Genomic DNA, 25533 nt, shown 5'->3' on the forward strand with positions numbered 1-25533 from the left:
ATGACTGCATCAACGCGCAAGCCAATACGCATGCGGGCGGAACCCGTTACAGATGAGACCGCCGGCGGAAGCGTCGTCGTCGGTTCCCCGGATGACCGCTACATCAGGGTCGGGAGTGTTCGCCGATTCTTCATGTCGCCGGAGTTCGGATCAGGGGCAGCCGCGATCATTATCTTCGCGGGCTTCTCGATCGCAGCACCAGCATTCGCCTCGCGGGCCGGTATCGGCAACTTCCTCGACCCAGCTGCGAACCTTGGCATCGTTGCGATCGCTGTGGCTCTCCTCATGGTCGGCGGAGAGTTCGACCTCTCCACGGGTGTCATGATGGGCTCCACAAGCCTTGTGACAGCGCTCGTTGTGACCCAACTCAACACCAACGTGTGGTTCGGTATGCTCGCGTCACTGGTCTTCGCTCTGCTGATCGGACTGTTCAATGGCGTCCTCGTGCATAAGACGAAGCTGCCAAGTTTCATCATCACTCTGGGCACCATGTTCATGCTGTGGGGTTTGAACTATGCGGTGACGACGAACCTGACGAATCAGGTCACGGTCTCCGGGATCTCCGGCTACTCGGGGTACAACTCGGCGAAACTGATCTTCGGCTCGTCTGCTGGAGGGTTTCAGGTGTCGCTGATCTGGTGGATTGGCCTGACAATCATCGGTTACCTGATTCTGAATCGCTCGCGCGTCGGAAACTGGATCATGGCCGTCGGCGGCAACTCTGAGGGCGCGATGGCTGTCGGTGTCCCAGTGGCACGGGTGCGCCTGGGCCTGTTCATGGGAACAGCCGTGTCGGCCTGGGTCGTCGGACAGCTGACCGTTATCCGCTATGCATCCGCCACCGTCACAACGGGTATCGGTGCGGAGTTCTACTTCATCATCGTGGCGGTGATCGGTGGCTGCCTCCTCACGGGAGGTGCCGGGTCGGTCGTCGGCGCCTCCATCGGTGCGCTGATCTTCGGAATGGTGCAACAGGGGATGCCGATCGCTGGTCTCCCGAGCGAGTTCTTCAAGTTCTTCCTCGGGGCGATCCTCCTGATCGCGGTGTTCATCAACCTCTACCTCAGCAAGAAAGCCAAGGCGGTGAAGTCATGACGACGCCGATTCTCGAAGTGCGCAACGTCAGCAAGTCATTCGGACAGGTACGCGCATTGCAGGATGTCAGCGCATCTGTGCGAGCAGGCGCAGTCACTGCGGTGCTGGGTGACAACGGTGCGGGCAAATCAACTTTCATCAAGATGCTCTCAGGGGTGCACGCTCCCGATACAGGCGAGTATCTCGTTGATGGAGAAGCTGTGAGGCTCTCCTCGCCGCGTCAGGCGCTCAATCTGGGCATTGCGACGGTGTACCAGGATCTGGCGCTTGCACCTCTGATGCCGATCTGGCGGAACTTCTTCCTCGGCTCAGAGCCACACAAATTCGGCTTCCTGCAGGCGAGGAAGGCGCGACAGATCGTCGTGGACGAGCTCGCGAAAATGGGCATCTTCTTGCGTGACCCGGAACAACCAATCGGGACGATGTCAGGAGGTGAACGTCAGTCTGTCGCGATCGCGCGAGCAGTCTACTTCGGAGCCCGTGTGCTTATCCTCGACGAACCGACGTCAGCGCTCGGGGTGCGTCAATCCGGAGTCGTACTGCGGTACATCGTTCAAGCTCGAGAACGCGGCCTCGGGGTGATTTTTATCACGCATAATCCTAATCACGCATATCCGGTGAGCGACCACTTCGTGCTTCTCGAACGTGGGCGCACCATTGGGGACTACACGAAGGACGAGATCACGATTCAGGAGCTGGCCCAGCAGATGTCAGGAGGTGCCGAATTGGAGGCACTCCAGCACGAGTTGCGAAACTGATAGCAGAGAGTTGGGGTGTCGACCACGTTGGCCGGCACCCCTTGTGCTTCTCAGTAGTAGACCGCGAGTGGGCCGTTCGGACCCGCGACGATCTGCACTGGCGTATCGAAGACTCGAGTGAGGACGTCGTCGTTGAGAATCTGATCCGGCGAGCCGAACTCAACGACGTGCCCCTCTTTGACCGCACATATGTGGTCCGCGTAGTGACCCGCGAAGTTGATGTCGTGCAGCACGATGACGATGGTTCTGCCGAGCACCGCCGCAGCTTCCTTCAGGTGCCTCATCATCTGCACGGAGTGCTTCATGTCGAGGTTGTTGAGAGGTTCATCAAGCAGCACGAACTCGGTGTCCTGTGCCAGCACCATCGCGACATAAGCGCGCTGACGCTGGCCGCCGGAGAGCTCATCGAGATAGCGATTCTCAAGGTCAGACAGCTCGAGGAAGTCGATCGTCTCGCTGATGACGGCCTCGTCTTTGACCGTGAGGCGGCCGCGCGAGTGCGGAAAACGGCCGAAGCCGACGAGCTGACGCACGGTGAGGCGCGTGATGAAGTGGTTCTCCTGCCTCAGAATCGAGACGATCTTGGCGAGATCCTTCGACGCCGTGCTCGACACGTCGTATCCGGCGATCTCGATCGTTCCCTCATCGAGACCGAGCAGGCGCCCCATCATGGTGAGCAGAGTGGATTTTCCCGCACCGTTGGGTCCGACCAGTGCCGTGATCCCGCCCGCGGGGATCTCGAGATCGACTGGGCCGATCGAGACTTCGCCCGAATACTTCTTGCGAACGCTGGTCAGCGAGATCACAGTCTGCCCTTTCTGAGGATGACGATGAGGAACACGGTGCCGCCGACGATCTCGATGATGATCGAGACCACGCCCTGCGCATAGAAGACGTTCTTCATGATGAACGATGCGCCAGCGAGCGTGACGAAGCCCGTGAGAGCGGCGACCGGGAAGACGCAGTGATGGTCGTAGGTGTCGGCGAACTGGTATGCGAGCGTCGCGACGAGGAAGCCGAGGAACGTCATGGGGCCCACGAGTGCCGTAGACACCGCCATGAGCACAGAGACGAAGAAGAGTGTCTTCATCGTCTCGAACCGGTGGTTCATACCGAGATTGATCGTCGCCTCACGACCGAGAGCGAGGATGTTGAGGCGCCTCGCCTGGAAGATGAGTGCGCCCCCGGCGATGACGCAGAGCGGGATTGCGAGAGGGAAATAGGCGGGATCAGCGTTGGCGACAGAGCCGAAGAGTCGTGCGGTGAGAATGTCGAACTCGCTCGGCGAGAGCAGACGCTGCATGAACGTCGAGATCGCGCCCAGTCCCCCACCGAGGATGATGCCGATCAGCAGCATGACCTGCATGTTTGCGTACTTGCCCGAGAGAAGCCAACCGTAGAGCAGCAGCGAGAGGCCCACCATGAGGACGACCTGCAGAGCGAACTGCGGCACACCGGTGACTGCCGTGATGCCTGCGGCACCGAGTGTGTAGACGGCTGCTGTCTGGACTGCGATGTACAGCGATTCGAAGCCCATGATCGACGGTGTGATGATGCGGTTGTTCGTGACCGTCTGGAAGCTGACCGTCGCGATCGCCTGGCAGAAAGCGACGATCGCCATGACGACGATCCGTGTCGATCTCAGCTCGGTGATGCGCCAGAAACCGTCGGTGCCGAAGGGCAGAGGGTTGTCCCAGACCAGCAGACCGACTGCGAAGACCAGTGCCAGTACGATCAGCAGGCCGAGGACGAGGACGTAGCGGCGCCGTGCGCGGGCCGTTGGGAATGCGCCCGCACTCACACGAGGTGTCGTGCGAGGCCCAGAGCCGGTGTCCGTTCCGATCATGATGCGGTCAGCCATGACGACGCTGCCTCAGAAGCAGTGCGATGAAGACGACTGCCCCGACGACGCCGAGGATCAGCGAGACGGGAACCTCGAATGGCGCGATGATCGTGCGTCCGACGAGATCGCAGGCCACCACGATAGCGATGCCCAGGAGACACACCCACGGCAGGTTGCTGCGCAGGTCGTCACCGCGGATCATCGAGACGATGTTCGGAACTATCAGCCCGAGGAAGGGCAAGTTTCCGACGACGACAGTGACGACGCCAGTTGCGATCGCAATCAGCCCGGTGCCGAGCAGCACAATACGGTTGTAGTTGACGCCGACGTTTGTGGAGATCTCCTCTCCCAGCCCCGCGACCGTGAACCGGTCGGCCACGATGAAGACGATCACACCGACGATGGCAACAATCCACAGAAACTCATACTGACCGCGCATCACAGAGGTGAAGCTTCCGGCGAACCAGATGCCGAGGTTCTGAAGCATGTCGGTCTGAAGAGCGACAAACGTCGAGATCGACCCGACGACGGCGCCGAGCATGATTCCGACGATCGGAACGATGAGGGACGACCGGAGGGAGACTCTGCGGAGGAACAGAAAGAAGATCATCGTTCCGACGAATGCGGCGACGATGGCTCCCAGCATCCGTGTCGCAATGCCGGCTTGGGGCAGCAGGATCATCACGGCGAGCAGACCGAGTCCGGCCCACTCAGTTGTGCCGGTGGTCGTCGGCTCGACAAAGCGGTTCTGTGTCAGCAGCTGCATGATGAGACCCGACATCGCCATCGCGGCGCCAGCGAGCACCAGGGCGATTGTGCGAGGAACTCGGGTGATGGCGAACATGGCAGCGCCGTCGTCTGCGCCCACCACGTCGTACACCCCGGTGAAGAGTGAGACGACGAGGAGAGCACCGACGACGGCGATGCCGATGAGCAGCTTGACGTCGAAGAGACGTCGTGACCGGCGGTCAGCTGCGGATGCTGGTGGTGAGGTGCGTGTCATGAATGTGATGACCGGCTGCGCACCGTCCGGATCTGTGAACCCGACGGTGTGCGGTCAGAGGAGATCAGTTCGCTGCCTCCAGGGCATCGGCGAATGCGTTGAAGAATTCGGTGTACGTCTGGATGCCTTCATTTGTGTACGTGTCTGCAGGCAGGTAGACGATGTTGTCGTTCTTCACAGCGTTGACCGAGGCCAGTGCTTCAGACGACTCGAGAACGTCGCTTGCCGGCTCGTACTCGGGGTCATCTGCCGAGATAGCGGCGTCGCGGTCCATGACGAGCATCCAGTCAGGGTTCGAGTCGGCGATCGCCTCGACGGAGATGTCGTCGCCCTGGTGGTCGTCACTGGCGTCGTCAACCTCAAGTGCAGGCGTCAGACCGAGAATGTCGAACACCGGGCCGAGAGTGCGACCGTTGCCGGGTGCAACGTAGCCGATCTCGCCGCCGGAAGTGATGACGCCCATGACCGAATCAGCCGAGTCGTAGGCCGCCTTAGCGCGTTCGATAGCGGCATCCAGTGCATCGTTGAGCTTCTTCGCTTCGTCCTGCTTGCCGAAGATCTCGCCGAGAACGGTCGTCTGGCGCTTGAGCTCTTCGTCGAACGGCTCACCCTCACGCGGGTCGAGCTCGAGAACAGTCGCATCGGGCACGAGCTCGGTGAAGTCGTCGTGGTACTGAGTGAAGCGCTGTCCGTTGACGATCAGGTCAGGGTCTGCGGCGACGACGGCCTCGAGGTCGGGCTCGCGGTGCGTTCCGAGATCGATGATCGAGTCATCCTCGGTGTAGGGAATCGTCGAGGGCATGAGTGACACTGCGGCTGCGCTGAGTTCGATCCCCCACGAGGAGAGCGTTTCGAACGTGCGGTTGTCGGTCGCGACAACAGATTTGGGTGGCGACGGAATCGTCTGGGTGCCGTTGTTGTCTTCGACAGTAACCGTCTTGGCTTCGTCTGCTGCGTCGGAGGCCGCGTCAGAAGTCTGAGCGCTGCAGGCAGTCAGTGCGAGAGCGGCGGCACCGATGAGGGCTACCGCGCGAAGGCGTGAGTGTGCCATGGTGTCCTTTGCGTTTTCAGGAAGTGATGTGGTCGGAGAAGAGCTCTTCCGATGCAAAGGTTAGCCTAACCTACACGCTGTTCCGCAAGGTGTTACTTCTGCCACAGGCAGAATTAGTGGTAATTTCGCCGCGGATCATTCGTAGATGTATTCGATATTCAGTTATCCACATTCGACTGGTCTCTCGAATATATGTCGGTGGTATGTGGTGAAATCTATACATGGATGATTTCAGAGAACCACCGCCGGATGCGGGAGATTGGTGGCCTGCGGAGCCTTCAGGAGAACAGCGGTCGGACGAGTTTTTCGACGATGCCACTCACGGTCCAGTGGACCGACGTTCGAATGATGACATCGTGAACGAGACGCCTGACAGTGACGATCCGGCACGAGCTGACGGGGCCGTTGGAAAGCGCGACCGCACAGGGCCTCCGGACGGGACGGAGTCTGCGAACGGTGTAGAACCTTCGGACAGCACGCAATCTGCGGAGGGTTCCGAGCTTGCCGATGCCGATGCTTCTGCCTCTGACGCACTCGGTGGCTCGCCGGCCGAGGTTGCTGCGAAAGAACTGCTGACGCATCTTGACGGCATCGTTGACGATACTCGTGCGGTTGCTGTGCGTGAGGCAGGTCGACTTCGACACGTCTATGAGATGCTCCAGACCGCGTTGGAGCATCCCGATATCTTCGTCGCGCTCTCCGAGGGCACAACTCGTGGAGATCTGACCAATGAGCAGGAGGAATGGGTCCGTTCCTCGCTCGCTCAGGAGATCGGCGCTGCGATCCGCGTGACGAAAGGGCAGGCGATCACCTTCATGCACAATGCTGAGACACTGCACGAGAAACTTCCCGCCACTCTGGATGCCCTGACATCCGGAGCGATCTCGCTCAGGCACGCGCACACGATGATCAAGCAGTCCGCTGGGCTGACCACGAACGAGTCAGCTGAGCTTGAGGAGAAAGTGCTGGAAAAAGCCCTCCGCATGTCGCCATCACAGTTTCGTGCCGCAACTGTGAGAGCGCGCGAGAGCATGTTTCCAGAGACCATTGAGGAGCGCACGAGAACGGCAGAAGAAGAGCGCTACGTGGAATGCACGGGAGAAGCAGACGGAATGGCCCATCTGCACATCTTCGGCTCGGCAGTGGTTCTGCAGAGCGTCTGCAATGCTGCAAAGAACACTGCGAGAGCGTTGAAGGCTGCGGGCGACAGACGAACACAGACTCAGATCGAGACGGATGCCCTCATCGATGCTGTTCTGCTCGGCTTCACTGCGGATCAGGCGCCCGGTGTCGATGCAGAGGGACGCGGAGCTGACCGTCTCAGCCACATTCGGCCGACTGTGCACGTCACGGTTCCCGTCATGACTCTTCTCGGTCACGAGGACACGCCAGGAACACTGGATGGGTACGGTCCGATCACCCCAGAGACTGCCCGCCATCTTGCGTCCCAAGCCCCGTCGTTCACTCGTCTGCTGACGCACCCGGAGACCGGGGCGGTCCTCTCGGTGGGCCGTGACAGCTACAGTGTTCCGGCAGACCTCAAGAGAGCGATTGAGCTCAGAGACGAGACCTGCACGGGCATCGGCTGCAACACCCCGGCCAACATCTGTGACTTGGATCACCGGATCGACTGGCAGCACGGTGGAGAAACCTCCTTCTCCAATGTGGCGGCCCTCTGCGAAGGCCACCACATGCTGAAGCACAACACGAGATGGAAGATCCACGTCGAGAACGGCGAGATCGTCTGGACGTCTCCGCTCGGCCGCTCGTATGCGGTCCCACAGCCCAGTAACGTCCAGTTCGTTTCCACCGAGGATGAGAGCAAGACTCCCGACGGTCGTGGAACACGAAAGCGAGGACCGCGAAAGGCAAAAGCAGGAGAGCTGCGAACGACGCCGATACCCGAGTACCCAGAACACCCGAAGTTCTGAGTGACGCTTGTCTCTCAACTGGATACTGCTGTCAGAAGCAGGTGACTTTTAGCTTCTGCCGACATTGAGTGGCGTATGTCTCAACTGGAGGCTGCTGTTTCACGGCGACCACATCATCACTGTGAGCCTGGCTTTAGCCGCTCCGAACCAGGCCCAGAGAGCGCTGCCCGTTCGATTCCCTTTCCAGGAGGAACTGCGCCCGGACTTTAGCGTGGGATAGAGATCCATTCACCGGATGCCGCAGAACGCTCAGCAGCATCCGCAATTCGGGCTGCCTCGACACCGTCCTGAACAGACGGTGCCAACTGCTCCCCCGTCAGAACTGACTGCACAAATAGTGCAGCCTCGATTGCCTTCAGGTCATCAAAGCCCATACTTGTGCCGCCACCAGGCTGGAAGCGTCCGAACTCGCCCATCCCGGGACTCATGTACAGCGTCGAGTAACCGTAGTTCACGTCACTCCGAAGGCTGACCTGCAGTTCATTCAGACGCTGGAAGTCCCACCGAAGCGAACCGCCTGTGCCATACACCTCGATGACATACTCAGCACGCGGACCGATTGCGATACGACTCGACTCGAACGTCCCGATCGCCCCATTGGAGAACTTCGCCAGCACAAGAGCGACGTCTTCGTTCTCGACAGGCTTCATCTCGCCGCCCGAAGCCTTGCTGAAGTGACTCGCATTCGCAGCAGTTGGCTTGGCACGCTCAGTAATGTACGTCCCCGACGTCGCTGAGACCGCATCGATGCCACCCACGATGTACTCGGCCAGATCGAAACCGTGCGACAGCAAGTCACCGAGCACTCCGGTTCCCGCACGCTCTTTCTCGAATCGCCACGTCAGCGCTCCCTCGGGGTCCGACGAGTAGTCAGCCAAGAACGACGTACGCACATTCGTGATCGTTCCGAGTTCCCCTGATGCCACAATCTCACGCGCACGCGCGATTGCCGGCGCATTCCGGTAGTTGAACCCCACTGCTGTGACGACACCCGCCTCAGCTGCAGCCCGCGCGATCTCTTCACTTTCAGCAAGAGTCCGTCCCATCGGCTTTTCGATCCAGAACGGCTTTCCCGCCTTCGCGGCCGCAACAGCAAACTCACGATGAAGGAAGTTTGGCGCACAGATCGACACCACGTCGACATCCGGATCCGCGAGAACCTCACGGTAATCGGTCGTACTGCGTTCGAAGCCGAGCTGCGTCACCGCCTGCTCGGCAGCGGCTGCGACCGCATCCGCTGCGATCACCAGACGAGGAGCGACATCGAGTTCCGGATACCGCTCCGCGAGCGCCCGGTAGGACCGCGTGTGCAGCCTGCCCATCCAGCCGACACTGATGAGCCCCACACCGAGCGTCTTCGTCATGCGCGTGCCTCCGAAATGAGCTGCTGAACCTTCTCACGCTGGTAGACACTGATCTCGTCCGCACGCTCGTCCTCGCCGAAGACGTTCGACACGATGAGGGCGTCCTCTCTGTCGAGATAACCGGTCTGCTGAAGCACTCCAAAGAGTTCCTGCCAGTCAACGTCGCCGTCTCCGATTGCCGAATGCTGGTGAATGCGGACCGCGTTGCCTGGCGGATTGCTGATGTACCGCAGACCGTGCGACCGGTTGTGATCAAAGCTGTCCGCCGTGTACACCGCACCCAGACTGTCACCGATCTCTGGCAGCAGTGTGACCGCCCGATCCCCGTAGTGGAACGTGTGCGAAGCGACGTACACAAATCCCACCTGCGATGTGTTCAGCCCACGGATGATCCGCCATGCCTCAAGACCGTCCTCAACGAAGTCGTCCGGATGCGGGTCGATGTTCAGCGTAATGCCTTCACGCTCAAGCACCGGCACGAGCTGCTCCATCGACCGATAGAACCCCGCCTCGGAGTCCTCCTCGCGCTCAGGTCGACCCGAGAACTCAGTGTTCACCATCGGCACCTCGAGCTGCGAAGCGACCTCGATGTAGCGCCGCATGTTTCGAACAGCAGCCTCACGCTGCGGCTCGTCGGGCCACGCGATCCGCTGCACAGGCAGGATGGAGGTGATCGTCACACCGGCATCCCTCGCTCGCTTCTTGAGCTCGGCAATCATGCCGTCGTTCACCTTCGGATAGTGAAAATGTCGCCCGAAGTCCGGATTCGGCGTCAGCTGCAGATACTCGTAGCCGAGCCGCGCGACCAGATCAGGAAAGTCGAGCAGGTGCACAGTCTCGTTATAAGGCGTCGGGTCAAGTGCAATCCGGACCATGATGCTCCTTCGTCAGTCAGGTTTCGTCAGTCAGATGGGGTGAGGATGCCGCGACACGTCGCGCGGCTCAAGCAAAGCGGCTGAAGCGAACTCGTCGCACTGCGTGGCTGCTCGCGGCAGGTCGCCCTCAGTGCGCCTCCCGCGAGCCGCACTCACGCATAGAACGCAGGCCGCTCTTCATGTGGAATCTCGACGATGCCTCCCTCACGAAGCGCCTTCACTCCGGCCTCGCAGGCAAGCGCGACCTTGTAGCCGTCCCACGCATTCGGACCGTCGATGAGGTCACCACGGCGAACGGCGTCGATCCACCGCTGGATCTCACTGTCGTACGCATCCGCAAATCGGGTCGTGAAACTCGCGTGCTCACGCTGGAACACTCGCTCGTCCTGCCAACGCTGCAACCCGTTCGGCTGCCCGATTCGAGCCGTACCCTTCTCGAACACCGCTTCTGTCGCAACCTGATAGCCAAATTGGATGCTGACATTCATCTCGACATCGACGAGAACGCCATTCTCCAACTCGATGATCACAAGGATCGGCTCACGCAGACGTTCGGGCGAGAGCGAGTTGCGTCGGGGAAACTTCACCTCGACGGTCTTCACGTCGCTGCCCGCAAGCCAAGGAGCGACATCGAACTCGTGCACGACGGAGTCCGTGATCAGCATGTCCTGGTGATAGGCGTCCGGCACGTTGGGGTTTCGGTGCACACAGCGAAGCATGACGAGTTCACCGGCATCCTTCGATGTCACGAGATCGCGCAGCTGATCGTACTCACGATCGAAGCGCCGCATGAACCCCACCTGAATGTAGGGCCTGTCGAGCTTCTGCTCTGCGTCGAGAACCCGACGCGACGACTCCGGCTCCTGCGTGAGCGGCTTCTCACACAGAATCGGAAGCCGAGCGTCCAGCGCTGGCATGATCACCGGTTCGTGGAACTGCCCCGGTGTTGCGATGAGAACCGCATCAGCCGCACCCACCTCGATCGCGTCTTCGATCGAGGCGAACGTCTGCGCCCCTGGCGCGTGTGCCGCTGCGGCCTCTGCCCGCGCAGCATCCGGTTCGACGATTGCCGAGACGACTGCCCCGCTGATGCGGTCTGTGATGCGCGAGATGTGGTCGGCACCCATCATTCCTGCGCCGACGACGGCGACGCGAATGTCGTTCTGAGTCATGAGTGTGCTCCTTGCAAGTTCTGTGGATGCTGCCATCGTGTGCGCTGATCAGTCGATGCGTGCAGCCGAGGTGGACGCGAAGATGTGCTCACGCGTGCGCTGCGCGATGGGGAATGGGTGATCGACAGCACAGCCGTACATGTCCTGCTCGACAATGCCGAAGATGTTCGGATCGAGTGCGGCGACCTTCTCGATGATCGGCGCCAGGGGCGGAACCCCGTTCGGCGGCTCCACCATGATTCCGTCGGAGACGGCATCCTTGAACGAGACGTCGTTCTTCAGCACGTCGAACAGCTGCGTCTCGTCGACCTGCTTCAGATGCAGATACCCGACACGTGATGGATGCTCGTCGATGAGACGCAGGTTGTCTCCGCCGTAGTAGGCGAAGTGGCCCGTGTCGAGGCAGAGGTTCGTGTAGCGCTCGTCGGTCTCGGTGAGGAATCGCTCGACTTCCCGATAGGTTCCGATGTGGCTGTCAGCGTGCGAGTGGAACTGCTGCTTCATGCCGAACTCCTCGAGCAGCGCTTTGCCGAGCCGGTCGTGACCGGCCGCGAGCTTCGTCCACTGTTCGGCGTCGAGTGTGCGAGGCTCAAGTGCCTCACCCGTGGCGTCACTTCGCCACAGATCGGGAATCACGACGAGGTGCTCTGCGCCGAGCTTCGACGCGAGCCCTGCGACGGCGAGCGCCTGATCCCACGCCCGCTTCCACTGGTCGTCCCCCTTGTGGAAGCCCGTGAAGACCGTTCCCGCCGAGAGCTTCAGCCCGCGCTTCCCGAGTTCGTCCTCCAGTTGGCTCGGATCGGTCGGAAGGTAGCCGTACGGTCCGAGTTCGATCCACGTGTAGCCCGCCTCGACGACCTCGTCCAAGAACCGCTCCCACGGAACCTGACCCGGGTCATCGGGAAACCAGACGCCCCACGAGTCGGGGGCTGTGCCGATGCGAATTCCGTTCGACATGTGAATGTCGTCCTCTCTGACGTTTGGTTGCGTGTCTGCGTTATGTCGGTGTGTCGTGTGACTGAGTATCGGTGTGACTGGGTGTCGGTGTGGCTGAGTATCGGTGTGACTGGGTGTCGACGCTCAGCCGAGCAGAGGCTTCTGCCGAGCCTTGTCGACGAGGTACTCGTCGTATGCCTTCTGCGTGGACTCCAGCTCAGAGACCGGAGCGACCGGCACGTCCCACCAACCCTCGCCATCCGGCGCATAGATGAGCGGGTTTGAGTTGATGTGAATCACGGTCGAACGGTCGGATGCCTTCGCCGTAGCGATGGCAGCACTGAGATCGTTGACAGCGGATGCCGAGGGCTCGACCTCGATCACATCGAGACCGTAGCTTCGAGCATTCGCCGCAAGGTCGATCGGCAGTGTCTCGTCCCCCTGGAAGTTGCGAGTCTTCTCGTCGAGCGTCCGGTATTTCGTGCCGAAGCGCTCCGAGCCCGTCGTCTCCGACAGGTGGCCGATCGACGCATACCCGTGGTTCTGCACGATGATCACGATGATCTTGAGCCCCTCGGCAACCGCTGTGACGAGTTCAGTGTGCAGCATGAGGTAGGAGCCGTCACCGACCATGACGATGACATCACGGTCGCTTTCGCCCGCAGCATCCGCTCCACGTCGAACGCCCAGTCCCCCAGCGATCTCGTATCCCATGCACGAGAACGCGTACTCGACGTGATAGCCGAGCGCGTCACGCACTCGCCAGAGTTTGTGCAGATCACCTGGAAGCGACCCGGCGGCTTGCACGATCACATCGCGCGGCGCACTCGCAGACTGCACCGCACCGATGATCTCCGGCTGTCCCGGCTCGGCGAGACCGCTGGGCGCGAACGCGTCGTCCACCGCGGCATCCCACGTCTTCTTCTCGTCGGCCACACGAGTCGCGAACTCCTCCGAGACACGATGCCCGGCTAGCAACTCCCGCAGACTGACGATTGCCTCACGCGCATCCGCGATCACCGGAAGCTGGCTTCCGTGCTTGTACGCGTCAAACGAGGCGACATTCACATTGACGAACGTGACGCCCGGGTTCTGGAACACCGTGCGGCTCGCCGTCGTGAAGTCGCTGTAGCGCGTGCCGATTCCGATCACGACGTCCGCATCCGCCGCGATGCGATTCGCCGCCGTGGTACCGGTCGCTCCGATTCCCCCCAGATTCTGCGCGTGATCCCACACGAGCGACCCACCGCCGGCCTGCGAGGTTCCGACCGGAATGCCGGTCTCCTCCACGAACTGCCGCAGCTCGTCCTCTGCCCCCGAATACAGCACGCCTCCCCCGGCGACGATGATGGGGTTCTTCGCCGCACGAATGGCATCGGCAGCACGCTCGACCGGTCCGCGCTCGGCAAGCGGACGCCGAATGTGCCATTCACGATCCTGCAGAAACTCGTCAGGCACATCGACGACCTCGGCCTGCACGTCCTCCGGAAGCGCGATCGTCACCGCCCCGGTCTCCGCCGGATCGGTCAGCACACGCATCGCGGCGAGCGCGATCGAGAACAGCTGCTCTGGCCGGTCGACTCTGTCGAAGAACTTCGACAGGGGCCGGAACGCATCGGTCACCTGCACCGAGGTGTCGTGAGGCATCTCGAGCTGCTGCAGCACGGGGTCGGAGACCCGCGTCGCAAACGTGTCGCTCGGCAGCAGCAGAGCGGGCAGTCGGTTCGAGGTCGCGAGAGCTGCCCCCGTGAGCATGTTGGCTGCGCCAGGCCCGACGGATGCCGCACACGCGAACGTTCCGCGACGCCGGTGCATGCGCGCGTATCCGACCGCCTGATGCACCATAGCCTGCTCGTTGCGGGCCTGGTGATACGGCATGAGGTCCGGGTCGAGCGCGTTCGCCTGCGCGATCGCCTGACCGAGACCAGCCACGTTGCCGTGCCCGAAGATCCCGAAGGCGCCCGCTATCGTGCGCTCCCGGTGGTCTCCGTCAACGGTCCACTGGTGTCCGAGGAACTCGATGAGTGCCTGACCGACCGTCATCCGCCGTGTCATTGCTGCTGCCCTTCTTCTGAGTACGGAAGGCGGGAGTCGAACTCCTGCCCTTCCCAGCTGCCACGCACCCATCCGTGTGCGGGGTCGTCAGTGATGTTCCACACCCGCTCGGGGTCGGGTCCGGCCATGACGTTCAGGTAGTACATGTCGTAGCCGGGAGCTGCCGCCGCAGGTCCGTGGTAGCCGTACGGCACGAGAGCGATGTCGCCCGTGCGCACGATGGTGTTGATGTCGATGTCTCCGGCACGCGACGAGTACGTCGCGAAGAGTCCGAACGGGTCAGCCTCCGCCGGCGCGTCGAGGCCACGCGACACAGCGGTCTCGAAGTAGTAGATCTCCTCGAGACGCGACTCAGTGCCGGGAATGTTCTCGTCGTGCTTGTGTGCGGGGAACGATGACCAGTTCTCGGCCGGCGTGATCACCTCGCACACGATGAACTTCGAGGCGGCGAGCGCGGCAGGCGTGCCGTAGTTGTGAACCTGACGACTCGAGCGTCCGGAGCCGCGAAGTTCCACGGGGACTTCGCTCTTCGGAATGTAGGCGAAAGGATGCCGCTCGGTCGCCGGCGCCTCGGCGACGGCGATGCGTCCACGGCCCGTGATCTCGGCGGAGGAGCCCACCGGAAGGTAGGCGACGTCCGGCGGCCCGGCGAAGACCGACGAGCGGCCCTCCAGCCGAACGACATCCTTCTCACCGTCGATCACGTATGCGACGCTGAACGACCCCGCCAGCGGAATGATCAGCCGCTCGATGTTTCCCGCATCGAGCGACCGAGCGTCACCGTCGCCGAGCTGCGCGACTCGCAGTCCGGTGTGCTGCCACCCGTCGAGGTTCGCGTCCACGACGCTCTGCCAGCCGTCTGCCGCGAGCTCTCCGTTTCGGAAGAACCACTGCGTCATCTGCCTGCTCCTTTGCCTGCTCGCTCGCCTGTCAGTCGTTCTCGGGAAATCCGAGGTTGATTCCGCCGTGCGTTGCCGGGTCGAGCCACCGCGAGGTGATCGCCTTCTCCTGCGTGAAGAAGTCGAAACCCTGCACCCCGTACGCCTTCGCACTGCCGAACAGCGACTGCTTCCATCCACCGAACGAGTGGTACGCGACCGGCACAGGAATCGGAACGTTCACTCCGATCATGCCGACCTGCACCTCGTTCTGGAAGCGCCGAGCCGCTCCCCCGTCGTTCGTGAAGATCGCCGTGCCGTTGCCGAACTGGCCCGAGTTGATCAGATCCATGCCCTCCTGGAACGTCTGAATCCGCACAACCGAAAGCACCGGTCCGAAGATCTCCTCCGAGTACGCCTTCGACGACAGCGGAATGTTGTCAATCAGCGTCGGTCCCAGCCAGAACCCGTCCTCAGCACCATCGACAGTGAAACCCCGACCGTCGACGACGATGTCCGCACCGTCCTCTTCCGCAATGTCGATGTAACCGCGCACACGGTCACGGTGCTGCGCCGTCACCAAAGGACCCATATCCGGATTCTCACGACCGTCACCGACCTTCAGCTTCGCCATGCGCTCCGAGATCTTCGCAATGAGCTCATCCGCGACCGGCTCCACCGCCAGCACAACCGACTGAGCCATGCAACGCTCACCCGCCGACCCATAGCCGGAGTTGATCGCCTGATCCGCAACCAGATCAAGGTCCGCATCCGGCAGCACCAACATGTGATTGTTCGCACCCCCGAGAGCCTGAACCCGCTTACCGTGCTTCGCCGCCGTCTCATAGATGTACTGCGCGATCGGCGTCGACCCGACGAAAGAGATCGACCGCACCTCCGGCGCCTCCAACAGCCCATCCACAGCCTGCTTGTCACCGTTCAGCACGTTGAAGACCCCATCCGGAAGACCGGCCTCCGTCCACAGCTTCGCCATCCAGATCGCCGCAGACGGGTCCTTCTCACTCGGCTTCAGCACCACAGTGTTACCCGCCGCGATCGCGATCGGGAAGAACCACAGCGGCACCATCGCCGGAAAGTTGAACGGACTGATGATACCCACCACCCCGAGCGGCTGCTTGATCGAATACACATCGACACCCGTCGACACGTTCTCCGAGAAATCCCCCTTGATCAAGTGCGGAAAACCACACGCCAGATCCACGACCTCGAGACCACGCTGCACCTCGCCCGCAGCATCCGACACGACCTTGCCGTGCTCACTCGTGATGATCTCCGCCAACTCCCACTTGCGCTCATTCAACAGCTCACGAAACCGGAAGATGATCGCCTGACGCTTCGCCATCGACAAATCCCGCCACGCCGGAAACGCATCAGACGCCGACTGAATCGCCGCCCGAATCTCCCCATCGCTCGCAAGCGACAGATCCTTCGTCTGCCGCCCCGTCGCCGGATTGAACACCGGCGACGTGCGCCCACTCGTCGACGGATGCTCGGCCCCGCCGATCCAGTGCGGAATTACGGTGATATCAGTTGTCGCGGTCATTAGTCTCTCCTTTTGACGATTCAGTTGGCTGCGGTGCCGTGCACGAGCGCAGCTGCGGTATCGACCGCCCCGGCGACATCGCCGTCGGGCGGGTAGACGAGGGTGCGACCCACCACGAGGCCGCGCACGCCGGGCAGCGCGAGGGCGCTCTCCCAGCGGCCGTACGTTTCCTCGGGCGCTCCCGAGGGGTCGCCGCCGAGCAGAAGCGTCGGCAGTGTGGTCGACGCCATGACCCTCTCCATGTCGTCGACGACGGGAAGCTTGAGCCAGGTGTACGCCGAGCTCGTTCCGAGTCCCGACGCGATGGCGATCGACGTGATCACGGCCTCCGTTGAGAGGTCGTTGACGATGCGGCCGTCCTTCCAATCGCTCATGAACGGCTCGAGCATGATGGGGAGGGATGCCGCCGCGGCATCCGACACCGCTTTCGCATTGGCTTCGAGCGTTCTCTCGGTGGCCGCATCGTTCAGATTGACTCGCAGCAGCGTCTTGGCGAAGTCGAGCCGGTCACGCACGATGCTGTCGATGTCGTATGCGGTCACGCGATCGTCCATCTCGAACGCGGAGCCCTTCAGTCCACCGCGGTTCATGGAACCTACGACGACCTTGTTCTCGAGCACCCCGAGCAGTGCGAGGTCATCGATGATGTCGGGCGTTCCAAGCACACCGTCGACACCTGGACGACTCACGGCCTCGGCGAGACGCTCGATGAGGTCATACCGGTCCGCCATCGCCATCGCGTCGCCGCGGACGCCGAGCGCCCCTCGCGCGGGATGATCGGCCGCAACGATGAAGAGACGTCCATCGGTCAGAAGCGGTCGGCGCTGCCGGGCTGCGTACGCCTCGGCGATCCGCTCGGGGTGCTGCGCACGCGTCTCGCGAAGCTGCGCGAACTGCTCGCGCGACACCACCGGTTCCGCGGTCACTGTGCCTGCAGCGGTATCAGTCTTCGACATAGTCGCTCTCCTTCAGAACCGCGTCGATCTCGTGGGTTTCGGGCATCGCCGTCGAGCACTCGCGACGTGAAGCGACGATCGCCCCAGCGACGTTGGCGAATCGCAGGATGCGGTCGAGCGACCACCCGCTCAGCAGGCCGTGCGTCAGAGCACCACCGAAGCTGTCCCCAGCACCCAGTCCGTTGACGACGTCGACCCAGTACGGCGGAACCTCGACGGTCTCCTCGCGCGTCTTCGCAAGAACGCCCTTCGGCCCCTGCTTGACGATCGCGATCTCGACACCGTGATCGAGAAGCGCATCGGCGGCACGCTGAGGCTCGGTCTCCCCCACCGCGACCTCGCACTCCTCCTTGTTCCCGACGGCCACGGTCACGTACTGCAGCGCTCTCTGCACCTGCTCACGGGCCAGCTCGGCTGACTCCCAGAACATCGGACGGTAGTCGAGGTCGAGAATCGTGTGCTCGCGTCGGCCGCGGGCCTGCCACGCAGTGAAGTGCGAGCCGCGGCTCGGCTCCTCACTCAGTCCCGTGACGGTCGACCAGTAGACACGCGCGTTTCGGATGGCCTCCAGATCGAGATGCTCCTCAGCGATGTTCAGGTCTGGCGCCTTCGGACGACGGTAGAAGTAGAGCGGAAAGTCGTCGGGCGGAAAGATCTCGCAGAATGTGACGGGCGTCGGGTTCTCCGAATCAACGAAGATGTACCGATTGTCGACGCCGAGCCTGTCTGCCTCGCGAGTGCAGAAGCGACCGAACGGGTCGTCGCCCACTCCCGTGATGACGGCGCTGCGCAGGCCATGGCGCGCAGCTGCGACAGCGACATTCGTTGCGCTGCCGCCGAGGTACTTCCCGAAGGTCTCGACGTCTTCGAGCCCGACGCGGTCCTGAAGCGGATAGATGTCTGTGCCGATTCGGCCGATGGTGATCAGGTCGAAGGCGTTCGTGTCTGTGGTCATACCTCGATGTATCGCTCTCTCACGAAGTTGTTGAAGCTCTAAGACATCATATTGTCTTAACAAATGAATCGTCAAGGCCGATCGCGTATCGGAATATGCTGGTGCAGCACGCACGTCGCGTCCTCGAACGCGGCATCCGAGCATCCATACCTCTCCCCTTGTTAAGGAGACCCCATGACTCGCGTCGCCGCCATCGACTGTGGCACCAACTCGATCCGCCTGCTCATCGCCGATGTCTCCGGAGGGCAGCTCACTGACATCGTGCGCACCCTCGAGGTCGTACGCCTCGGACAGGGCGTCGATCGCACCGGCCGCTTCGACGATGCCGCCCTCGACCGCACATTGGACGCCACGCGCCGCTATGCCGCACTCTGCCGCGAACACGGTGTGCAGAAAGTGCGATTCGTCGCGACATCAGCCACACGGGATGCCGCCAACAGACTCGTCTTCATCGACGCAGTCCGTGACATCATCGGCGTCGAGCCGGAGGTGCTGGCTGGCACCGAAGAGGCAGCCCTGTCATTCCTCGGGGCCACAAGCGTGCTGCCACCGGGAGTCGGCCGCCTCGTCGTCGATCTGGGCGGTGGTTCCACAGAGCTCGTACTCGGCGAGGGCGACTCGGTCGACTCGTGCTCCATGGACGTGGGCTGCGTCCGCATGACCGAACGCAACATCACGGAGGATCCCCCGACGGCATCCGACCGCGAAGCGATCGTCCGCGACGTCAATGCGGCGATCGACGAGGCGAGCGACGCCGTCGATCTCGCCCGGGTACGTGAAGTCATCGGCGTCGCCGGAACCATCACGACCGTGACCGCACATGCCCTGCGTCTCGATCGGTATGACCCTGAAGCGATCAATGGATGCCGTCTGACTCTGCCCACACTGCTCGCAGCGTGCGACGACCTCGCGTCCATGCCTCGCGAGGAGCGCGCAGCACTCCCCTACATGCACCCCGGACGCGTTGACGTCATCGCAGCAGGTGCGATCGTCTGGCACACCGTCATCACCCGAACCGCAGAGGCTATGGCCTCCGCAGGTGCGACCCTCGATTCCGCCGTGACGAGTGAACATGACATCCTCGACGGAGTAGCGCTTTCGCTGGAGTGAGCGCTCGATGGAGCACTCGGCACGTGTGTTCAACTCAAGCACTCAATCCGAGCGCTCGACGGAGAGGAGCTACGCAGACATGGATGCACGTCGCCTGCTGACTTCCGCCGTGACGGCCGCCGCAGTCACGCTCGGCGGAGTGCTCGCCTGGGGTGAGGTTCTGCACTGGCGTGCCAGCCGACGCGAACTCGGCGACGCCACCCTCGACTCATTTGGCTCTAACTCAGCTGCGTCCGATTCAGCCACTCCAGGCTCTCAGTCCGAGGCTGTCGTCGTTCTCGGCTATAAGAACGCGGGCAACACAGCGAACATTATCAACCGGAGTCGTGTACGTGCCGGCATCCGCTCGGTTGACCCACACACACGACAGAGCCTCCTCGTACTCTGCGGTGGGCCGGTTGCTGGGCTCCTTCCCGAAGCTGCAATCATGGCTGACTTCGCACGAATCTGCGGTTTCACCGGCACAATCGTCCTTGAGACCGAGAGTCGTTCAACCGAAGAGAACATCGCAAACGCCATTCCCCTCATCGAGGATGCCGATCGAATCAAGATCGTCTCCGACTCGATGCACGCCGAATTCGGACGCGCTTTTCTTCGTCGGCAGCGCCCCGATCTGGCGGCACGTCTCGTTCGTGGCAAAGACTACCGGCTGGGCGAGAGCCTGTTCATCAAGCCGATTGCCGCACTCATCGCCCTGCGAAGCCGCAAGCGCCTGAGCCCCAGCGGCCGCCACGCGCGTCGCTGATCGCACGCCGCTCAGACGAGATGGATGCTGTTCTGAAGCCTCGTTCGCACCTCGAAGATGTCGCCTCCCGCAGGCAGCGGCGCATCCGGCACGCCCGTACGCAGAAAGTGCGCCAAGACACTGCGACGCACAGCAAAAGCATGCACTCCACGTGCCCGACCGAGTGAGGTGATCGCATCGTCGAGCGCGGTATCCGGCAAGACAATCAGAAGTGCCGTGAACTTGACGCGAGCCGCCCGCGCAATCGCCTTCGCCCGCGTAGCGAGCGCATGAACGGGCTTCTCCCCCTTCGCGAGGCCCTCACTGATGAGGTCGCCTCGTCGAGGCCGAGCTGGTGCTCCCCAGTCCTCCGACTGCACCGCAAACAGACCGTTGGGGCCGAGAATCACGTGGTCGATCTTGCGGGTGTCGCTCGCAGCGGCATCCGCATCGACGACCCAACTATCACTCCCCCGGTCCGTCGCGACACCGTGCCAGACCGTGTATCCCATACCGAGATCGGCGACAGTCTTAGCGGTGGCTTCCTCGGCCAGCGCATCGGCGAGAGCCTGCCGAATCTCCCGAGGGGCCCGCTTCACCAGGCTCTCGTCGTAGATGTCGACCGGTTCAGTCCCGCGGCCGACCCACTCGCGCATGAGTGTCGTGAATCTGTCACGCGCACGACCTCCCGGATGCCCATACATCCGCGCCTTTGGCCGAGTGTCGCGCTGCGGCGGTCGTGTGCCCCCGGTCGTCCACACGTGCTCTGAGTCGTCAGTTCCCGCTGATCCAGAAGAGGATGCCGCTCGCGCAGAGCTCCCGCGGTCGTATTCGGCACGCGACTCCGGCGTTCCGATGCGTTCCCAGGCCAGCTGCACCGCATTGAAGCGCTCGGCTGCTCCTCCCAGGTCAGGATGCGTCTCACGAGCGAGGCGTCGATAGGCGCGCCGCAGCTCATCGTGGCTGACAGACGGGTCGACACCGAGAACCTCGTACGGGCTCTGTTCGAGTGGACTCTCGGGCATGCACGTCTTTCGGTTTGGGGACGACCAGACAGAATACCGCCGCAAGCTGTGCGGTCGCGCGGTGAATGCTCGATGGTGTTCAGAGACGCGACGAGGGCGTCCGACGCACCTTCGTCGGACGCCCTCGAATGACGGGCTTCGGCAGCTCTCCTGCACGAAACAGCGCTCTTCGCGCTACATCACACCGGTTGTGATCACTCCCCCGTGGTCTCCACGAGTTCAGACTTGTCGGAGTCGTTTGCCGACGTGACAGCGATCTTGCGCGGCTTCGCACGCTCGCTCACGGGAATCGTGATGCTCAGCACGCCGTTGTCGTAGCTGGCACTGATCTTCTCGGTGTCGATGCCCTGCCCGAGACTGAGCTGGCGCACGTATGACGACGCACTGCGCTCTCGCGTGATCCACTTCACACCGTCGCCACTCGGAAGTGTGCGCTCGGCGCGAATGGTCAGAAGCTGCCCATCGACGTCGATATCGACCGAACCTGGATCGATTCCGGGCAGATCGGCGTTGAGAACGTACGTGTCCCCATCGCGGTAGAGATCCATGGGCATACGGCGCGGACCGCGAGGTGCGTCAGACAGCGCACCAGCGAGGCGCTCGAACTCACGGAACGGATCAAATGACGTAGCCATTGAGGTTACCTCCCAAACTTGAGTGTGTCTTACTCAACTAGAACTGAGATTAGCACTCTCCTATTCCGAGTGCTAATGGATGCCGCTTGCTCTCAGCGAACACGCGGAAGACGCGGCCTCAGAGCGCGCAGATCCGTGGTGTTTCGCACGCAAGAGCCTGGCTCGATGAGATGGCGCGTACAGACGCAGCGTCATCGCGCACAATCACATGGGGCCGGTCGACAGACCAAAGCGTCCCTCCGGGTCGACACGTTCCAGCACCTTCGCCATGACGCGATTCAGACCGTCGACATCGTCAGCATCCAATGCATCGATCACACTCGCACGCACCTTCTCGACGTGTCCCGGCGCCGTCTGCTGCACCTTCGCCCAGCCGGCATCCGTGAGCTTCACGTTGGTCGCCCGGCGATCCGACTCCGAAGGAACTCGCTTCACATAGCCACGGTCTTCGAGCCGCGAGACCACGTGCGACAGACGGGGGAGTGTCGCATTCGTCCGCGACGCCAACGCGGTCATCCGAAGCCGGCGGCCCTCCGACTCCGAGAGCATCGCGAGGGTGAAGTACTCGAAGTGAGTGAGACCCGCGTCGCGCTGCAACTGAGAGTCGAGGATGCCGGGGAGCAGCTCCACGACCGCCACAAGACGCTTCCACGCGTCCAACTGCGCGGGGGAGAGCCACCTCGCTTCGCTCATACGATCAGCTCGCTCATGCGACCCGCCCGCTCATGACACCCTCGGCTCGATCATGCACCTCAGCCTATCGACGTGACGCGACCCGTTCCTGCCTCTCCCGCGAGGCGTTTTCGCGCATAAAAACGAGACTCCGTCCACATGTCGGAGCGGCTCCGTAGAATGTAGGGGTACGACAGGGCGCTGGAGCTGGTCAGAACGCCTCGGCGCGATCGTTCCACCGCCTCATTCACGAAGGGGGTGTCATGAACGAGTCAGAAGACCTGCGGCGCACCGGCTCCGCATCGACCGCATTCGGCCCAAGGGATCCCTACCCGGGAGATTCCCGTTCTCTGAGCGGCATACCTGCTCCCGCTCATGACTCCCCACGGTTCACCGAAGACGAGCCGGTCATTCGAGAAGACGCTTCGTCGCGCTTTAATCGTGACGACGTGGTTCAGCGGACTGGACACTATGCACTGAAGTCCGGAACATTCACACCGCATGAATCGCGGACAGAAGATCTCGTGGCCATCGCGAAAGCACTCGAGGATGCCGAAATCGACTTCCTGCTTGTGCGAGGGGAGTGGGATGAACCTACGCTTGCCGTCGATCGACGACGTCGACGTGATGTGGAACGCACACTCGCCTCGGCCTTCGCAAACGAACCGTTCTACGCGGTTACACTGACGAAGTCTCATCGTTACGATCTCTCCGATGCACCGTTCTACGACATCGATCGTGAGGCACCGGCCCTGCTGATCGCCGACGGCTCGCTCTCGAAAGACCCGAAGCCGAAGGTGCTGCGCCTCTATCGTCCTCGCGTCGAGCCTCTTGGCCGACTGCGCTACGGGCCGGAGTCGGCTCCGCAGCTTGAGTTCTGGAGCTTCGGCGAAGAGACCATCGTCGCGCCGACTCCGAACGCGCTGACACGACAGCACCTCGACCGGTCAGAGGCAATCGTGTCCTCGGTGACACGATACGGACGCGAATGGCCGACACTCGAGAACATGTTCGCTGACCTCGCCGGCGACGTGAGCTTCGACATCGACATGGTCTTCTCCTGGGTCGACGGCTCAAGCACCGAGTACCAGAAGGCTCGGGCCGCACGCATGAAAGACGTCGTCGTAGGGGAGGGGGACGACTCCGTCGCGCGCTTCCGTCAGATCGACGAACTAAAATATGCGTTGCGTAGCATATACCTGTTCGCCCCGTGGATCCGCCACATCTACATCGCAACCGATTCGCCCGCTCCCACCTGGCTCAGGCCGCATCCTCGCATCACAATCGTTCCCGCGGAGAAGCATTTCGTCGATCCCTCTGTGCTCCCCACCCACAACTCCCACGCGGTCGAGAGCCAACTGCACCACATCCCTGGACTCGCAGAGCACTTCTTATATTCCAATGACGACATGTTCTTTGGCCGCCCACTGAGCCCGTCGGTGTTCTTCTCGCCCGGCGGCATCACCAAGTTCGTGGAAGCACGCACGCGCATCGGTCTCGGCGACACGAACCCGGCACGCTCCGGATACGAGAACGCCGCTCGAGTGAATAGGGAACTGCTGCGCGCAAAGTTCGGCAAGGTAACGACGCGGCACCTCGAACACTGCGCCGCACCACTCCGCGTGAGCGTGCTCAACGAGATGGAGCTGGAGTTCGCTGACGAGTTCCGTCGCACGGCGGCTTCCCGATTCCGTTCAGCAACCGACATCTCCGTCACGAACTCTCTGTACCACTACTACGCACTCATGACGGGTCAGGCAGTGACCCAGACGCAGGCGAAGGTGAAGTACATCGAAACAACCCTCACGTCGGCAATTCCCGCGATGGATCGTCTTCTTCACAAGCGTGATCAGGACATGTTCTGTCTGAACGACGGCTCGAAACCAGAGATCAGCGACGCCGAGCGCACTCGAGCCGTGCTCGACTTTCTGAATCGCTACTTCCCGTTCCCTGCTCCGTGGGAGAAGGAGGAGCTCTGACCCGTCGTCAGGAGACCGTCACGAGCTCACGTGGCTTGACCACGGGGGAGGGCGGAATCACGATGCCCTGCTCTGCGAGACGACGCTCGGTCTCCTCGGCATCCACGTAGTCGAGCGCACGATACTGGCCAACAGGCACGACGGAGTGAAGCACCGTGTCTTGGTAGACGTGCACGAGGTTGAACGCTCGAGCTCCATCCCGCCCGCGAGTGCCCCCGACCGGAACATTGAGATCCTGCGTGTAACACGTCGCCGATGCCACAGACACGGGGATGCCTGCAAAGGTGGCGGTCGACGAATAGTGCAGGTGCCCTCCGATGATGCTCCGCACATCAGAGCCGCGGACCACGGCGGCGAGCTCGTGCTGGTCGCGGAGCTCGACGCTCACGGCGAGATCGAGCACACTCGGCACCGGGGGGTGATGCATGGCGAGGATCGTACCGTGGGGCGCCGGCACCGCGAGTTCCGTGGTCAGCCACGTGAGCTGCTCGGAGGTGAGATCGCCATAATGCTCACCGGGAACACTCGTATCGAGCGTGATGACTCGCAGACCATTGACGTCATAGACGCGATCGATCGGCTTCATGCTGGGCGCCTCGTCCAGCAGCGCTGCCCGGAGGCTCGCACGATTGTCATGGTTGCCCATGGCCCAGATGACCTGGGCACCGAGACGTTCGGCGGCCGGCTCCACGATGTCGCGAAGCGTCGCATATGCTTCGGGCTCACCCTTGTCGGCGAGGTCTCCCGTGAAGACGATCGCCTCGGGTCGTCCCTCTGACGATTCGAGTTCGGCGAAGAGCTCTTTCAGGTGCGCGGTGCTGTCGACCGTGTCGTAGAGCCTGCGACCTCCACCCAGTAGGTGAGTGTCGCTGATGTGCAGAAGAAAGTGATCCGGCCTGGGGTATTCGGCCGTTCGTGGCGTCACGATTCATCCAATCGCTGGCTTCTCGGG

23 protein-coding genes are annotated in these 25533 nt (G+C 62.1%); 6 read left to right on the plus strand and 17 right to left on the minus strand.

What is annotated here, in order from left to right; all coding sequences use genetic code 11:
- Complete coding sequence (locus ACSAGD_RS14555) at positions 1–1095, plus strand: ABC transporter permease (RefSeq protein WP_437583498.1); 1095 nt, start codon at positions 1–3, stop codon at positions 1093–1095.
- On the plus strand, positions 1092–1853 hold the full coding sequence (locus ACSAGD_RS14560) for an ATP-binding cassette domain-containing protein (RefSeq protein ID WP_437583499.1): 762 nt from the start codon (positions 1092–1094) through the stop codon (positions 1851–1853). Before ACSAGD_RS14555 ends, ACSAGD_RS14560 begins: the two co-directional genes overlap by 4 nt.
- A gap of 50 nt (positions 1854–1903) precedes the next feature.
- Here the strand turns inward: ACSAGD_RS14560 and ACSAGD_RS14565 are convergent, their stop codons facing one another.
- From ACSAGD_RS14565 to ACSAGD_RS14580, 4 genes are all read right to left on the minus strand, one after another.
- Positions 1904–2659, minus strand: coding sequence for an iron ABC transporter ATP-binding protein (locus tag ACSAGD_RS14565; protein WP_437583500.1), 756 nt, complete (start codon positions 2657–2659; stop codon positions 1904–1906).
- Positions 2656–3714, minus strand: a complete 1059-nt coding sequence (locus tag ACSAGD_RS14570; RefSeq protein ID WP_437583501.1) for an iron chelate uptake ABC transporter family permease subunit — start codon at positions 3712–3714, stop codon at positions 2656–2658. The genes ACSAGD_RS14565 and ACSAGD_RS14570 overlap by 4 nt, the downstream gene beginning before the upstream one ends.
- A complete protein-coding gene (locus ACSAGD_RS14575) occupies positions 3707–4699 on the minus strand; it encodes an ABC transporter permease (protein ID WP_437583502.1) in 993 nt (330 codons plus the stop codon). The genes ACSAGD_RS14570 and ACSAGD_RS14575 overlap by 8 nt, the downstream gene beginning before the upstream one ends.
- A 64-nt stretch (positions 4700–4763) precedes the next feature.
- Positions 4764–5750, minus strand: coding sequence for a siderophore ABC transporter substrate-binding protein (locus ACSAGD_RS14580; RefSeq protein ID WP_437583503.1), 987 nt, complete (start codon positions 5748–5750; stop codon positions 4764–4766).
- A 356-nt stretch (positions 5751–6106) separates the two neighbouring features.
- Between ACSAGD_RS14580 and ACSAGD_RS14585 the strand changes: the two genes are divergently transcribed.
- Entirely contained in the window at positions 6107–7681 is a 1575-nt protein-coding gene (locus ACSAGD_RS14585) for a DUF222 domain-containing protein (RefSeq protein ID WP_437583504.1), read from the plus strand.
- Positions 7682–7887: 206 nt separating this feature from the next.
- Here the strand turns inward: ACSAGD_RS14585 and ACSAGD_RS14590 are convergent, their stop codons facing one another.
- The 9 genes from ACSAGD_RS14590 to iolC form a co-directional block, all read right to left on the minus strand.
- Positions 7888–9045, minus strand: a complete 1158-nt coding sequence (locus ACSAGD_RS14590) for a Gfo/Idh/MocA family protein (protein ID WP_437583505.1) — start codon at positions 9043–9045, stop codon at positions 7888–7890.
- Positions 9042–9920 carry a sugar phosphate isomerase/epimerase family protein gene (locus tag ACSAGD_RS14595; protein WP_437583506.1) on the minus strand — a complete coding sequence of 293 codons (879 nt, stop codon included), beginning with the start codon at positions 9918–9920 and terminating at the stop codon, positions 9042–9044. Before ACSAGD_RS14595 ends, ACSAGD_RS14590 begins: the two co-directional genes overlap by 4 nt.
- A 152-nt stretch (positions 9921–10072) precedes the next feature.
- Positions 10073–11092, minus strand: coding sequence for a Gfo/Idh/MocA family protein (locus ACSAGD_RS14600; RefSeq protein ID WP_437583508.1), 1020 nt, complete (start codon positions 11090–11092; stop codon positions 10073–10075).
- Between the two features lie 48 nt (positions 11093–11140).
- Entirely contained in the window at positions 11141–12049 is a 909-nt protein-coding gene (locus ACSAGD_RS14605; protein WP_437583509.1) for a sugar phosphate isomerase/epimerase family protein, read from the minus strand.
- Positions 12050–12172: 123 nt separating this feature from the next.
- Complete coding sequence (iolD, locus tag ACSAGD_RS14610) at positions 12173–14083, minus strand: 3D-(3,5/4)-trihydroxycyclohexane-1,2-dione acylhydrolase (decyclizing) (RefSeq protein ID WP_437583510.1); 1911 nt, start codon at positions 14081–14083, stop codon at positions 12173–12175.
- Positions 14080–14982, minus strand: coding sequence for a 5-deoxy-glucuronate isomerase (gene iolB, locus ACSAGD_RS14615; RefSeq protein WP_437583511.1), 903 nt, complete (start codon positions 14980–14982; stop codon positions 14080–14082). Before iolB ends, iolD begins: the two co-directional genes overlap by 4 nt.
- A 31-nt stretch (positions 14983–15013) precedes the next feature.
- The gene (locus tag ACSAGD_RS14620; RefSeq protein ID WP_437583512.1) at positions 15014–16525 is read right to left on the minus strand and encodes a CoA-acylating methylmalonate-semialdehyde dehydrogenase; all 1512 of its coding nucleotides are present in this window, start codon (positions 16523–16525) and stop codon (positions 15014–15016) included.
- Between the two features lie 20 nt (positions 16526–16545).
- Complete coding sequence (locus ACSAGD_RS14625; RefSeq protein ID WP_437583513.1) at positions 16546–17481, minus strand: Cgl0159 family (beta/alpha)8-fold protein; 936 nt, start codon at positions 17479–17481, stop codon at positions 16546–16548.
- Complete coding sequence (iolC, locus tag ACSAGD_RS14630; RefSeq protein WP_437583514.1) at positions 17468–18436, minus strand: 5-dehydro-2-deoxygluconokinase; 969 nt, start codon at positions 18434–18436, stop codon at positions 17468–17470. The genes ACSAGD_RS14625 and iolC overlap by 14 nt, the downstream gene beginning before the upstream one ends.
- A 174-nt stretch (positions 18437–18610) precedes the next feature.
- Between iolC and ACSAGD_RS14635 the strand changes: the two genes are divergently transcribed.
- Positions 18611–19546: a Ppx/GppA phosphatase family protein gene (locus tag ACSAGD_RS14635; protein WP_437583515.1), complete on the plus strand. Its 936-nt coding sequence runs from the start codon at positions 18611–18613 to the stop codon at positions 19544–19546.
- 79 nt (positions 19547–19625) lie between these two features.
- On the plus strand, positions 19626–20291 hold the full coding sequence (locus ACSAGD_RS14640) for a YdcF family protein (RefSeq protein ID WP_437583516.1): 666 nt from the start codon (positions 19626–19628) through the stop codon (positions 20289–20291).
- Between the two features lie 11 nt (positions 20292–20302).
- Here the strand turns inward: ACSAGD_RS14640 and ACSAGD_RS14645 are convergent, their stop codons facing one another.
- From ACSAGD_RS14645 to ACSAGD_RS14655, 3 genes are all read right to left on the minus strand, one after another.
- Positions 20303–21295 (minus strand): J domain-containing protein, encoded by a 993-nt coding sequence (locus tag ACSAGD_RS14645; protein ID WP_437583518.1) that lies wholly within the window; start codon positions 21293–21295, stop codon positions 20303–20305.
- 194 nt (positions 21296–21489) lie between these two features.
- Positions 21490–21930 carry an Hsp20/alpha crystallin family protein gene (locus ACSAGD_RS14650; protein WP_437583519.1) on the minus strand — a complete coding sequence of 147 codons (441 nt, stop codon included), beginning with the start codon at positions 21928–21930 and terminating at the stop codon, positions 21490–21492.
- Between the two features lie 204 nt (positions 21931–22134).
- The gene (locus tag ACSAGD_RS14655; protein WP_437583520.1) at positions 22135–22623 is read right to left on the minus strand and encodes a MarR family winged helix-turn-helix transcriptional regulator; all 489 of its coding nucleotides are present in this window, start codon (positions 22621–22623) and stop codon (positions 22135–22137) included.
- A gap of 242 nt (positions 22624–22865) precedes the next feature.
- On the opposite strand from ACSAGD_RS14655, the gene ACSAGD_RS14660 reads away from it, so the two are divergent.
- On the plus strand, positions 22866–24581 hold the full coding sequence (locus ACSAGD_RS14660; RefSeq protein WP_437583521.1) for a stealth family protein: 1716 nt from the start codon (positions 22866–22868) through the stop codon (positions 24579–24581).
- Between the two features lie 7 nt (positions 24582–24588).
- Here the strand turns inward: ACSAGD_RS14660 and ACSAGD_RS14665 are convergent, their stop codons facing one another.
- Positions 24589–25506, minus strand: a complete 918-nt coding sequence (locus ACSAGD_RS14665) for a phosphodiesterase (RefSeq protein ID WP_437583522.1) — start codon at positions 25504–25506, stop codon at positions 24589–24591.
- Between the last annotated feature and the right edge of the window lie 27 nt (positions 25507–25533).

This window comes from Paramicrobacterium salitolerans, assembly GCF_051513965.1.
Classification (GTDB): Bacteria; Actinomycetota; Actinomycetes; order Actinomycetales; family Microbacteriaceae; genus Paramicrobacterium.